Origin of the sequence: Mycobacterium sp. OAE908, assembly GCF_017872775.1 — a bacterium.
Lineage (GTDB): Bacteria > Actinomycetota > Actinomycetes > Mycobacteriales > Mycobacteriaceae > Mycobacterium.
This window is the reverse complement of record NZ_JAGGJL010000001.1, coordinates 564,458-577,460: the sequence shown is the minus strand read 5'-3', so window position 1 is coordinate 577,460 and position 13,003 is coordinate 564,458. Positions and strand designations below refer to the sequence as shown.

General features: G+C 63.8%; 11 protein-coding genes and 1 pseudogene. 4 read left to right on the top strand and 8 right to left on the bottom strand.

The window, feature by feature from the left end; translation table 11 throughout:
- Positions 1-30 precede the first annotated feature (30 nt).
- Both J3E61_RS02785 and J3E61_RS02780 read right to left on the bottom strand, forming a co-directional pair.
- Positions 31-519, bottom strand: a complete 489-nt coding sequence (locus J3E61_RS02785; protein ID WP_210082535.1) for a nuclear transport factor 2 family protein — start codon at positions 517-519, stop codon at positions 31-33.
- 33 nt (positions 520-552) lie between these two features.
- Positions 553-885: pseudogene (locus J3E61_RS02780) on the bottom strand (enoyl-CoA hydratase/isomerase family protein); the annotation flags it as partial.
- A gap of 274 nt (positions 886-1,159) precedes the next feature.
- On the opposite strand from J3E61_RS02780, the gene J3E61_RS02775 reads away from it, so the two are divergent.
- Positions 1,160-1,933: a hypothetical protein gene (locus J3E61_RS02775; protein WP_210082534.1), complete on the top strand. Its 774-nt coding sequence runs from the start codon at positions 1,160-1,162 to the stop codon at positions 1,931-1,933.
- 695 nt (positions 1,934-2,628) lie between these two features.
- Here J3E61_RS02775 and J3E61_RS02770 read toward each other — a convergent pair.
- From J3E61_RS02770 to J3E61_RS02745, 6 genes are all read right to left on the bottom strand, one after another.
- Entirely contained in the window at positions 2,629-3,372 is a 744-nt protein-coding gene (locus tag J3E61_RS02770) for an SDR family oxidoreductase (RefSeq protein ID WP_210082533.1), read from the bottom strand.
- Between the two features lie 50 nt (positions 3,373-3,422).
- On the bottom strand, positions 3,423-4,463 hold the full coding sequence (locus J3E61_RS02765; RefSeq protein WP_210082532.1) for an alcohol dehydrogenase catalytic domain-containing protein: 1,041 nt from the start codon (positions 4,461-4,463) through the stop codon (positions 3,423-3,425).
- The gene (locus J3E61_RS02760; protein ID WP_210082531.1) at positions 4,460-5,383 is read right to left on the bottom strand and encodes an alpha/beta fold hydrolase; all 924 of its coding nucleotides are present in this window, start codon (positions 5,381-5,383) and stop codon (positions 4,460-4,462) included. Before J3E61_RS02760 ends, J3E61_RS02765 begins: the two co-directional genes overlap by 4 nt.
- Positions 5,380-6,000 carry a TetR/AcrR family transcriptional regulator gene (locus J3E61_RS02755; RefSeq protein ID WP_210082530.1) on the bottom strand — a complete coding sequence of 207 codons (621 nt, stop codon included), beginning with the start codon at positions 5,998-6,000 and terminating at the stop codon, positions 5,380-5,382. Before J3E61_RS02755 ends, J3E61_RS02760 begins: the two co-directional genes overlap by 4 nt.
- Positions 5,990-7,363 (bottom strand): NAD(P)-binding domain-containing protein, encoded by a 1,374-nt coding sequence (locus J3E61_RS02750; protein ID WP_210082529.1) that lies wholly within the window; start codon positions 7,361-7,363, stop codon positions 5,990-5,992. The genes J3E61_RS02755 and J3E61_RS02750 overlap by 11 nt, the downstream gene beginning before the upstream one ends.
- Before the next feature lie 279 nt (positions 7,364-7,642).
- On the bottom strand, positions 7,643-8,695 hold the full coding sequence (locus J3E61_RS02745; RefSeq protein ID WP_210082528.1) for an LLM class F420-dependent oxidoreductase: 1,053 nt from the start codon (positions 8,693-8,695) through the stop codon (positions 7,643-7,645).
- A gap of 145 nt (positions 8,696-8,840) precedes the next feature.
- On the opposite strand from J3E61_RS02745, the gene J3E61_RS02740 reads away from it, so the two are divergent.
- From J3E61_RS02740 to J3E61_RS02730, 3 genes are read left to right on the top strand one after another with little or no spacing between them, the layout of a single operon-like run.
- The gene (locus J3E61_RS02740; RefSeq protein WP_210082527.1) at positions 8,841-9,701 is read left to right on the top strand and encodes an SDR family oxidoreductase; all 861 of its coding nucleotides are present in this window, start codon (positions 8,841-8,843) and stop codon (positions 9,699-9,701) included.
- Positions 9,702-9,704: 3 nt separating this feature from the next.
- The gene (locus tag J3E61_RS02735; RefSeq protein ID WP_210082526.1) at positions 9,705-11,327 is read left to right on the top strand and encodes an acyl--CoA ligase; all 1,623 of its coding nucleotides are present in this window, start codon (positions 9,705-9,707) and stop codon (positions 11,325-11,327) included.
- On the top strand, positions 11,324-13,000 hold the full coding sequence (locus J3E61_RS02730) for an acyl--CoA ligase (protein ID WP_210082525.1): 1,677 nt from the start codon (positions 11,324-11,326) through the stop codon (positions 12,998-13,000). The genes J3E61_RS02735 and J3E61_RS02730 overlap by 4 nt, the downstream gene beginning before the upstream one ends.
- Positions 13,001-13,003: the final 3 nt, after the last annotated feature.

Below are 13,003 nucleotides of genomic sequence, written 5' to 3'. Positions count from 1 at the left end.
GCAGTTGTGCCGGCATCTCCGCACCCGGTGCTACGAAGATCGGTGTCGGCTCACCCGCCGACCAGCCGCCGTCGCGGGCGTGGAAGCGGGACGATCTGCTGCAAGATCTGTTGGTACGCAAGGTATTGGAGCGCCCGGCAGCTCGAGCAGGTCGCCCATCTTGCGGACAGTCGTGTGCAACGCTCTTAGTGGTCGGACCCTGACCTTGAAGGTGACGATCGTCTCGTCGTCAGACCGCCGGATCATGTCGACGCCCTCGATCTGTATGCCATCGAGATCAGCGCTGAAATCCAGAATTGCCGACTGCTCGCGGTACCAGGCGCCGGTATAGCGAAACGTGGTGTTGGCAAACATCTTTTCTGCTGCGATCAGGTAAGCCGCCGCCTTCGCGCGGCCCGTCTGCGGCGTGAAGACGGCGGGGGAGTAGAAAGTAACTTCCTCGTCGAGGAGATCGTCGAGCAGGGCTGCATCGCCGGTCTCCATGAAGCGGTACCAGCGTTCTACGACGCGCGGCGTCATACAGTCGCCGTCGCCCGGGGTGTGCAAGATTTCCTACTTGCGGAGGTTGCGGTACGCCTTGCCGATTCGGTCGACGACGTCGGGATGCCAGATCACTTCGCGGTACGCGAGGGTTTCGTACGTAAGGGCTGCAATGGGATCCATGGCAGGAGCGCGAAGCGCAATCGCCTTGTTCATCGCCGAGGCGGTAGTGGTCTCGGCAATGGACCTGGCGAGCTCCGTGGCGACCGCCACGGCCTGGCCTGCCGGTACGAGTCGATCCAAGAGTCCGATGCGGTAAGCCTCGGCGGCATCGATGCGGTCGCCAGAGAAGGTGAGGAGTTTCGCCTGACTGAGCCCAACGATCTTCCACAGAGGTGAAAAGTACGCATCGTCGCCTTCCGAGCACGTATGGCTGGACCCAAGACCCAGAAGACCGTCCAGCGACTCGACCCGCTGACTGCACGGGCGGTCCTATTCAGGCTAGCACATAATTTAATCTGAACTCAAAAAGAGGGAAACATCGCGGCCAGGCCGTCTCGAACAGGGTTCTTGCTAATTTAATATCGATTAGATATTGTGAAACCCCGCCAAGGGTGGATCGTAAGCAGGTGCGGCCTTATCAGTGCAGGGGGACGACTGATGCAGGTGGTCATGAACGGTGGCACGCCGCGCAACACTCCGGCAGGACGCAGAGCAGGAAGGGTCAACGATGACTGAGCGTGAAGATTTCCTCTGGCAGCGGTTCTTCGCCGCCTGCGCCGGCCTATTCGCCATCTTCACCTTTGTTGGCCTCGAGGTCTGCTGGCCGCAGCCACCTTCCTTTGAGCTGAGTGGCGAGCAGACCGCGGCCTACTATGTCGAACACCAGACCGGCTTCTTCATCGGCATCGTCCTGTGCAGCGTCGGCATGGCATTCCTCCTGGCATGGACGGTCCAGTTCTGCCTGATGCTGTGGCATCTGGAGGGAGGATCGCGAGCGGTCACTGCCGTAACCGTAGCGAGCCTGGCCGCAAGTCCTATCCTGCTGTCTTTCGACCTTGCGATCTTCGGGGTTACTGCATTTCGTCCGCGTGACACCAATCCGGACGTGACGCGCGCTCTGAGCGATGTGGCTTGGCTCGGTTCAATGCATATTTGGCCAATGCTGGGTTTCGGGATGGCCCTGGCGGGGATCGTGATCCTTAGAACACAGGGCCGCCCAGGGTCGCTGCCTGCCTGGCTCGGTCATTTCAGCCTCGTGGTTGCGGTGTGCGAACTCGGACAACTTCCGATCTTCTTCGTCAAGACGGGCCCGTTCGCCGGAAACGGTGTCGGCTCTTGGTATCTCGCGGTGTTCACATGGGGTGGGTGGATACTGGCCGCCGGCTGGGCAATGTGCCGGGTGTTGGGACGCCAGCAAGCCGCGCGTTTGGCTCACGCCGGTGGACAGTGACCTGCGATGTGGGGCGGGATGTACGAGTTGAAACGATCGTGACTGCTCGCATCCGAGAAGCGCTAAGCGTGCAAACCAGTCGTGATTCATCAGATGAAAACGGCGACATTGTTCATGGATAATAGAGATTATCCATGAATGCATGAGATGCCTTGGCGGACAATCATTTCAGATGTTGGCCTGGCTGACGTCGACAATCGTGATCGCTTTCGACTGCACCGTGCCGCACCGAGGCATTCGGCCTTTCGGAGGCAGCGGAATTATTGCGGATTCTGGTGGTTGGCTCGCACGAAACGTCACTTGACATTCGAATCATGGTGTGCGAGGGGCAATCTCATTGCGCTGGACTTTGATCCTTCGGTGCGCGGGTGGCCGAACAGCCATTCACAATGCGGTTCGCTGCTGTGGAAGGTGGCCAGCGGGAACACACGCCGGACTTCTTCGTTCGTTCGGTTACCGGAGGCGACCGTTGTGGATGTTCGTCCGCAGGCAGTGATCGACGTGAGCGACCGGGAGGTTCGGCTGGGAATATCGGCAGCTCGGTGAACTGCCGAGTCCGTGGATCGCCAATGTGCGGTGGCTGGCCGGATATCGCCACGAGCGAGCGCACCCGCTGCGGTCGCGGTAACGCACGTCTCACCAGAGCTGCGCGGGAGTCGATAGAACGCTGTGGCCGACTCGGCCGCAGTGCGTGCCTAGCAATTAGCAGCTGCCGCAGCCGGCATCTCCGCACCCGGCGCTACGAAGATGGGCGTCGGCTCACCCGCCGACCAGCCGCCGTCGACAGCGAACTCCGCGCCAGTGCAGTACCGCGCGTCGTCGCTGGCGGCGAACATCACCACTGGTGTGACGTCCTCGGGCGTGGCGATACGGTCGATCGCCAGTCGACCATGCACCGCATCGTCGGGAATTCCCTCCAGCAGCGGCGTTTTGATGTAGCCGGGGTGAACGGAATTCACCCTGATGCCCTGTGTCCCCAGTTCCATCGCGGCGACCTTGGTCAGCCCGCGGACCGCGAACTTGCTGGCCGCGTAGGCGCCCAGCAGGGGGGAGCCGATCAGCCCCGCGAAGGAGGAGATGTTGATGATCGCACCGCCACCGCTGCCTGCGATCAGCGGCGCCGCGGTCTTGATACCAAGGAACACGCCATCGAGATTGACTGCCAGCACCTGGTGCCACACGTCGAGGTCGGTCGCGGTGAGCGGCGCGGGGACACCGCCGATGCCGGCGTTGTTGACGAGGACGTGCAAGGCGCCCTCCTCGGCAGCGACCGAATCCAGTGCGGCACGCCATTGGGTTTCATCGCTGACGTCCAGTCGGACGTAGCGGGCGCCCGAGCCGATCTCGTCAGCGAGTGCTCGACCCTCGTCGTCGAGCACGTCGCAGATGACCACTTGCGCGCCCTCGGATGCGAAGCCGCGCGCATGCTCGGCTCCCATACCTCGGGCCCCTCCGGTGATCAGAACGACACGATCGCGGAATCTTTCTGCTACGGACACAGCACTGCCCTTCCGTTGATGGAGCCCGTGTGAAGACGATCGAAGGCCGTGAGCGCATCGTCGAGCGCGAAGGTCTCGACGTCGAGCCGCAGGCGCCCTGCGTTCGCCAGCGCTACGCAGGCCAGCAGGTCGGACTTGGTGCCGCCGTACGAGGTTCGCACCGCCGCACCGTACGGCCAACCGACACCGAATCGTGGTACGGCATCGATGACCGGCCTGCCGCCCCCGATGCCCACAAGTTGATAGATCCCGTCGGGCGCAACGGTGTTCACCGCCAGGTCTGCGCTCGACTGGTTGCCGACGAAGTCGAATACTGCGGCCGCACCTCTGCCGTTCGTCACCTCGAGGATCGCGCTCGACGCAGTCTCATCGGCGAGTAGGACGTGGTCCGCACCGTGCCGTGTCGCGGCCTCGAGGCGCTTCTCGGTCACGTCCACCGCGACGATCCGAACCCCGGTCAGCTGCCGAAGCAGTTGCACGGCAACGTGTCCGAGTCCGCCGATCCCGATCACCAGGCCCGTTGAGCCGGGCCGCAGCACGTCGAGTGAGTTGCGGATCACGTGATACGGCGTCATTCCGGCGTCTGCCAGCGGCGCCGCCTGAACGGGATCCAAATCCCCCAGTGCGACGAGGTAGCGAGCGGGGACGACCATGAATTCGGCCATACCGCCGGCGGGTCCGAGCCCTGGTGTGGGTGGCTGAGCCATTCGTCCGGCGCTGTGACACACGTTGTCGTCGCCGCGAGCGCATGCAGAGCACGAACCGCACGCCCAGATGAGGTGAACCAACGCGCCTTGGCCGACTGACCACTCGGTGACGCCGGGGCCGAGATCAACGATGTGGCCCGCGGTTTCGTGTCCGAGCGTCAGAGGCAGTGGCAGGACTTCCTCGAGCAGCGACACGATGTGCAGGTCGGAGTGGCAGATGCCGGCGGCGGCTACCTTCAGTAGCACCTCGCCCTCGCCGGGGGCGGGCACGGCCACGTCGTCGACCTTGAGAACGGTCGGTGCTACGAGTCGGACGGCCTTCATGCTGTCACCGCCAATGTCTTGGTGTTCGCGAACACCCGATGAAGGAAGGCGCACTGGTGCGCCAGAACGCGGGCATGCACCGGGCCGCCGGGGTAGACGTCGAAGTGATCGGCCGGATAGCGACGCACCATGGCGCGCAAACGAACTGCCGCGCGTTCCGCGGCAGCGGGTGGGGCGGACTGATCGTTCTCGGCGATCTGCATCAGGATGGGACACGCGATCGCGGAGCGGCGTGCGGGACGGTACAGCCCGATGCGCAGCAGGAGGCGAGCGGCGATGGCGTTGCGCCACGTAGGTCCTGCAATGGCATGCATGCGTTCACTTGCGCCCGGTGAGGTGAGTGCACCCGGCGCGCCCGGCCGAGCGACGATGGGCAGCATCAACGGCTGGCGGCCGATCGCCGCGCCGATACGGTCGACGACGCCGCGTGCGCACAGGCGCCCCGCGTGAAAGACGCCGTGCGCACGGACGATCTGCGCGACGGCGGCGCGTCCGTCGACGGCGGGCGTGACGCTGATGACCGCTGCGATGCGAGGGTCGTGGGCGGCGACCTCCAACACGTGGCCGCCCGAGAGCGAGACGCCCCACACCACGATCCGGTCTGGGTCGACTCCCGGCAGTCGGCGGGCGTACGCAACGGCGCTCCGGTAGTCGCTGAGTTGGCCGCGCAGGTTCACCAGTTGTCGCGGTTCTCCGGAGGATCCCGCGAAATTGCGGTAGTCGAAGGTGATCACGTCGGCGCCGGCTCGGGCGAAGCCACTGGCGAATTCATCGAGTCCGCAGTCCCGTGTCGCGCCGACCCCGTGTGCCATCACGACACACGGTCGACCGAGTGGACCGTCCAGTGAATCCGTCGCCGCTGCGTAGTGATCGCCCGCGAGCATGCCGCCATCGTGTGCGCGAATACTGATGACGCTCATCGGGTTCCGCCGAAGATCGCTGTGGTCCAGATGTGCACCAAGGTGGCGTGTACGCGGGATGAGTCGTCGGACCCGCTGCGCAGATGACGTTCGAGAACCCTCTCGTTGAGGGAGATGAGGCCATGAGCGAGGTCGCGCGCATCCACGGGGCAGGCCGCGGCGTGTTCGGACACATACTCGGCGGCGAAGTCCTCGTAGCGTCGCAGCCAGGCCTCCCACACGGTGCGCGTGCCGGTGTCTGAGTCTCGTGCATCGAGCATCGCGACGAACAGGGTCCGCTGCCTGCACCACGATTCGACCACCAACCAGAGTGCCGAATCGAGGTTGGCGCGGGGGTCGCCCGGAGCGTTGATCAGCTCCGTGACGCCCGACACCTGCTCGACGAAGATGTCCTCCAAGAGGTGTGTGACCGCTTCGTGCTTGCCTCGAAAGTAGAAGTAGAACGCCGATCGTCCGACTCCAGCCTTGTCGGCGACCTCGGCAACCGACACGTCGGCAAGAGACTGGTGCTGAAGTTGGGAGGCGAGTGCGTCGAGCAAGTGGACCTTGCGCTGCTCGCCGCGCGGTTGCGGGCGTGCAGGGTTGCGCCGAGGGCCCCGGTCCGTATCAGTGGGCATCGGAGACCACTGCGGCCAGACGCCGAGTGAGAGTCACGGGGCCGGACTTTTCCACCCGCTTGCGGCCGGCGGGAAGTTCGCGCTTGCGGATGTCGCGCTCGTAGTCGAAGTAGTCGACTTGTTGGGTATGGCGCGGCGAGTCGACGAAGTGACCGGTGTACTTGCGTTCGTCGGCCTCAATCACGCGTTGCATCTCGGCGGGTACCGGCGGCCGGTACGTGCCTGCCAAATAGGCTGCGACGAGCCGAGCCTGGCATTCGACGAATGGGAACAAGGTAGGCAGAGCCTGGGCGAACCCCACGAACACGAGGTCGTCGATTCCCGGTTTGAATATGCGTTTGTACAACGACAACTTGTTGTTCGGAGCCGACAAAAATTCGGGATCGAAGAAGGGGAACGTGATGTTGTAGCCCGTGGCGTAGATGATGACGTCTGCTTCGACCACCGATCCGTCGGCGAAAACTACGCGATCGCCGTCGAGGCGTTCCACATTGGGCTTGGCTACGGCGTCACCGGCGCCGAGCCTCATCAACAACTCGGCGGACTGCGTCGGATGAGCCTCGAGGAAGTGGTGATTCGGCGTCGGCAGGCCGTAGTGCTCAGGGTCGCCGAAGAGAATCCTGGCTACCGGTCGCATGGCCCTGCGTTGCCAGGACAGCGGGATGATGGGGAGCGTTCGTGCGATCTTGTCCGCGGTCATGCCGAAGATGTACTTGGGGACAACCCAGGCGCCCGAACGGGTCGATAGATAAACGGTGTTACGCCAAGACTTTTGGGACAGTTCGGACACGATGTCGGCCGCCGAGTTCCCGATGCCGACGACGACGATGCGCTTGCCGTACAGATCCAACGGTTCGGTGGGGTCGATGTACGCGTGGGAGTGGATGGTCTCTCCCGTGAACTCGCCGGGGAAGTCGGGGAAACGCGGGTCCCAGTGATGGCCGTTGGCGACGACGAGGGCGTCGTAGTGCTGTGTGCGGCCGTCATTGGTGGTGATGTCCCAACCGCCACCGGTGATGCGGTTGGCGCGTGTCACCGCGGTGTTGAACCTGATGTGCTCGCGCAGCCCGAAGGCGTCCGTGTATTGGTCGAGGTAGGTCTTGATCTGGGAGTGGTGCGGGTAGTCGGGCAGGCTGGGATCCATCGGGAAGTCTTTGAAGCACAAGAGATCACGAGACGTGTCGATGTGTAGTGACCGATAGGCGCTGGAGTGGCCGTTGGGGTTGCGGAAGGCCCAGTTGCCACCAACTCGGTCCGATGACTCGAAGCAGTCGAACTCAACTCCGGCATCGGCAAGGTTCTTCGCGCTTGTCAACCCGCTGATCCCCGCGCCGATGATCGCGGTCCGAGGTGTGGTGGGCATTGCGCTCCTTGCGGGCTGTGGCGGGCATCACGGGCGACTCGGGATGACGGTAGACCGAAATCCTGACACGAGTCAACATTTTCGAGACATATTTTTAATCCACAATCAATACTTTGGTCTGTCTGGTTTCCGGATGAGAAATGGGTTCAGCAGGCATAATCCGATTCGCTCAAGCGGCACGATTGCCTTGCAAAAGAGGCTGGTTTTAGTCGATATTTAAGGCAGCGGAGCCCGCCGGGAGGGGTCGGCGGGCTACCGTGATGCGGTTCGGCTGGCTCGCTACGTCTTCGGCCAGAGCTCACCGCGAAGCATGGACATCTGCGCGAGGCGCTCCGCGTGGGTCTCGGCGGCCGGGCTGACGAGCAGGCAACTGACGCCGGCGGCGGCGTACACCTCGAGCCTTTCGCGGACGTACTCCGGCGATCCGATCAACGCCAAACGACGGGCCAGTTCGAGAGGCACTGCGGCCGCGGCTTCGGTCTTGCGTCCGCCCAGATAGAGATCCTGGATCTGTTGCGCCGCGTCGCCGTAGCCGTATCGACGAGCCAGTGTGGTGTAGAAGTTCTTTCCGCGTGCGCCCATACCGCCGATGTACAGCGCTGCGTGGTGGCGTACCGCATCCAGCGCGGTGGCTTCGCGCACGGGATCGTCGGTGATCAACAGCGTGGTCTGAGCGGAGATGCCCAGTGCGCCAAGCCCGGGATCGCGCTTGGTCCGACCCGCGTCCAGGGCCTCGCCGAAGGCTTGCTCCACGAGGTCGGGTACGAAGAGAAACGGCTGCCACTCGTCGAAGATCTCGGCGGCCAACTCCACGTTGCGGGGCCCGATGGCGGCGAGCGCGAGTGGGATTCGGTCGCGGACTGGGTAATTGAGCAGCTTCAGTGGTTTTCCCGTGCCGGTGCCGCCGCGTAACGGAAGCTGATAGTAGGTGCCGTCGTAGTCGGTTCGGTCGCGGCGCCAGATCATGCGGCAGATTTCGACGTGTTCCCGAGCGCGGGCGACCGGAGCATCGAATGGGACACCGTGGAAGCCCTCGATGACTTGTGGTCCGGATGCGCCGATGCCCAGGATGCACCGGCCCCCGCTGACGTAATCCAGACCGGCCGCGGTCATAGCAAGGTTGGTGGGCGTACGGCTGTACATCGGGAGGATGCCGAACGCGAGCTCGATGGTGGACGTTCTGGCGGCGACGTAGCCCATCTGCGTGACGGCGTCGAACCCGTAGGCCTCGGGGATCATCACGCGGTCCAACCCCGCGTTCTCGTACTGAACCAACTGGTCGACGGTCTGTGCGAAATCCGCGCCGTACGTGATGGGCATTCCCAGCTTCACGAGGACCCTCCGGACGTCGTTTAATCGTAAGTAGATGGCAGCAATCGAGCGCTGCAAACAGCGTTCAGCGCAGCATACTTGACTGCCAGCTAGATTTTAAACTAGATTCAAATCGACTTGTTAGTCGACAGGAAAGGCTGTGGTCGTGCCGGGAGTTCAGGACAAGGTCGTCATCGTCACCGGTGCCGGGGGAGGATTGGGTCGCTCATACGCGCGCTTCCTCGCGGGCAACGGTGCACTCGTCGTCGTCAATGACCTCGGCGGAGCGCGTGACGGCACGGGCTCCGGAACGAGCATGGCCGATCAGGTCGTTGAGGAAATCCAGGCGGCCGGCGGAAAGGCTGTCGCCAATTACTCGTCGGTCGCAACGGCCGATGGCGCTGCGGAGATCGTGGAAACCGCACTCGACACGTTCGGCGCGGTGCACGGCGTGGTGAGCAACGCGGGAATCCTGCGCGACGGCGCATTCCACAAGATGACCGAGGACAACTTCGACAGGGTGCTGAAGGTCCACCTGTACGGCGGTTTCAACGTCGTCCGCGCGGCATGGGCACACTTCCGCGAGCAGCGCTTTGGACGTGTCGTCGTCGCGACCTCCACCGCGGGAATCTACGGCAACTTCGGTCAGGCGAACTACGGCGCGGCCAAACTCGGGCTCGTCGGCATGATCAACACGCTGGCCGTCGAAGGCGCGAAGTACGCCATCACCGCCAACGCAGTGGCCCCGCTGGCCGCCACTCGCATGACCGAGGACATCGCCCCCCGAGAACTGCTCGACAAGTTGAACCCCGATCTGGTGGCTCCCGCCGTCGGATACCTCGTCTCCGAGGAGAATAACGACACCGGTTCGGTCTTCGTCGTCGGTGGTGGCTTGGTGCAGCGCGTCGCTCAATTCCAGAACGACGGTGTCACCTTCGCCGCACCGCCGAGCCTTCAAGACATTACCGCGCGCTGGCCCGAGATCAGCGATATGTCCAGCGCCAAACTAGGTTCCAGCCCGGTCTGAGCGATGACGGCGGCAGGCCAGCGTCTGATGACTCGGGCACAATGGGACGCCGATCGCAGCGTCGAACTCGTGGACGTCACGGTCGGGCAACTACTCATCGAGCGGGCCCGGCAGCATCCGGACCGCGACGCCATCATCGGGACACCGCATGGTCGAGCGGAGCAGCAGCGCCTGACCTACCGCGACCTGCTCGATGAGGCAGCGCGTATCGCCGACGCGCTTCTGCGACTGACGCCCCGCGGTAGCAGGATCGCCCTGTGGGCGCCCAACGCCATCGAATGGCCCGTCGTGCAATACGGCGCGGCGCTCGCCGGGATCGTGCTCGTCGCCCTCAATCCTGCGTTGCGTGACGACGAGCTGCTCTATGCACTCGATCATTCCGAAGCGGCCGTGCTTCTCCATGCTGATATGCACCGCGACTACGACATGGCAGCCGTCGCCGAGCGCGTCGGCCGGCGACTGCCGGGATTGGCCTGCGTGTCGCTGTCGGACGTCGCGCAGTGGCGATCGTCGAACCCGGTGGACGTCACCGCCCTCGATGTGCCCGACGACCCGGACGAGGTCTTCATGCTCCAATACACCTCCGGAACGACGGGCCGCCCGAAAGGTGTTGTGCTGCGGCACCGTTCCCTTGTGAACGTCGCCAAGCTGACTTTGCAGGTCGTTGGCGTTTCGGATGGTGCGGTGACCCTCAACCCGCTGCCGATGTTCCACACCGCGGGGTGCGTCATCGCGACCCTCGGTCCGCTGTGGGTCGGGGGTACGACGATACTCATCGACCGGTTCAGCCCGAAGCCGGTGCTGTCCGCATTGCGCACCGAGAACGTTTCGGTGCTCTTCTACGTGCCGGCAGTGCTCAGCGCACTGCTCGACGCTCAGCGCGCCGGGGATGATCCCGCACCGCAACTGGACATCATCATGGGCGGCGCGTCGAACGTATCCTCGACGCTCATCGAGTCAGCGGAAACGGTCTTCGGCGCCAGCGTGATCAACCTGTTCGGCCAGACGGAATTGTCACCCGTGCTCAGCGCCACCCGGCCGGACGATTCCCGTGCCGACCAACTCGCCACGGTCGGGCGACCCATTCCACAAGTCGACTGCCGCATCGTCGATCCAGCCACCGGCGAAGTGGTCGAAGTGGGCCAGGTGGGGGAGATATGCGCCCGCGGCTATCAGACGTTCGTCGAGTACCTGCACGACCCGCGGGCCACTGCCGCCACCATTGACGCTGACGGTTTCGTGCACACCGGTGACCTGGGCAGCATGGACGAGCGTGGCTATCTCACGCTCACCGGCCGGCTCAAGGAACTGATAATCCGCGGCGGCGAGAACATCGCGCCTGCCGAGATCGAAATGCAATTACAGGGGATGGACGCCGTCGCGGACTGCGCGGTCATAGGGCTGCCAGACGACCGCCTCGGCGAGGTCGTTGCGGCGATCGTTCGGCCCTCCGGTCAGGCGGTCGACAAGGAGCAGTTGGTCGAGCATCTTCGACCGCTGTTGGCGCCGTTCAAGATTCCAACCCGGTGGTTCATCACAGACGAGTGGCCCGTGACGCCGACGGGGAAGGTGCGTAAGTTCGAACTCCGTGACGCTGTGATGCGCGGCGCAGTGGACGAACTGTGAATCACGCTGCATCGGTTGACGTGCGGCGTGCCGCACTTCAGGCACGGTTCCCCAGGTGGCAACCCCGCTCCCTCGGCGGGTGGCTGGACACCTGCGCGGCCGAATACGCTGATCGCCCAATGGTATTGACCGACAACCTCGTACTCACTTACAGCGACGTCGCCGAGCAGTCCAAGGAGATCGCCGACGGCCTGCTGTCGCTGGGGGTGCAACCGGGGGACCGAGTGGGGATGGTGATGGCCAATCACCCCGAGTTCGCTGTGATCAAGTTCGCCATCGCCCGCACCGGCGCCATCGCCGTCCCCCTCAACTACCTCTACCGCGCAGACGAACTGCAGTTCGTCGTAAGCGACGCCGACTGTCGCGTCGTCATCACCATGACGGAATACGGCGGCCTCCGATACCCGGAGATGTTGCGCGCCATGAGCGAACAGCCGATCACCGTGCTGGTCGATACGGACGGTAGTGAGCCGGAGGATGCCCTGACGCTATCGACACTGGCGGCACTGGGGCGCCGAAACGCCGGAGCGTGCGATGCACTGGTCGTCGATCCGCTGACCGGTGGTGACATGCTCTACACATCGGGGACCACCGGATCGCCCAAGGGCGTGCTCGTCACGCATGACGCGGTCTTGCGGACCGCTTACGCCTCGGCGCTGACACGCGCCTACGAAGACGGCAGGCGCATCCTGTTCTCGCTGCCGTGCTATCACATGTTCGGCTACATCGAGGGGTTGCTGTCCGCGATGTACGTTGGCGGAGCGATCATCCCCCAGACCAAATTCAGTCCCCGATCGTATTTCGATGGGATTCAACGACATCGGGCGACCGACATCCTGTGCGTGCCAACGATGGCAGTGGCGCTGCTCGAGGATCCCTCTCGCGACGATTACGATCTCAGTTCGCTGAATGCGATCCTCTGTGGATCGGCGCCGGCGCCGGTGTGGTTGTGGAACGCGATCGAAACGGAGTTCGGCGTCAGCGAGATCGTGACCGGGTACGGCATGACCGAGTGCGGTGGCGCGATGACGCTGACCCGGCCCGAGGATGATCTGGTATTGACCTCGGAAACAGTCGGTAGGCCCAAGCTCGCCGGCTGCGCCGGAGTCGCAGGCAGCGATGAGCTCGTCCTCTACAAGACAGTCGATCCCGAATCGGGCGACGAACTGCCTCCCGGAGCAGAAGGTGAACTCGTCTCGCGGGGGCCCACCGCCATGCTGCGCTACTGGAATCGGCCTGCCGAGACGGCGGCAGCTTTGAAGGACGGCTGGTTGCACTCCGGCGACCTGGGACTCGTCTCGGACGACGGTTATATCAGGGTCACCGGACGGAGTAAGGAGCTGTACAAGAGCGGCGGCGAACTCGTGATGCCCAAGGAGATCGAGGATCTTCTGGATGCCCACGAAGGGGTCAGCCAATCTTTCGCCGTCGGACTGCACGACGAACGATGGGGTGAGCTCGGCTGCGTCGTCGCTGTGCGCTCGCCCGGCTCGCATGTCACCGAAGCCGAGATCATCGAGTACTGCCGAGAGCGACTCGCCCGATTCAAGGTCCCGAAGCGCGTGGTCTTCTACCGCGCAGACGAGCTACCGACGACACCCACGGGCAAGGTCCAGAAATTCCGTTTGATTCAAGAGCTCGGTGCCACGCCGTGGACGGTGAACCGACCGTGACCG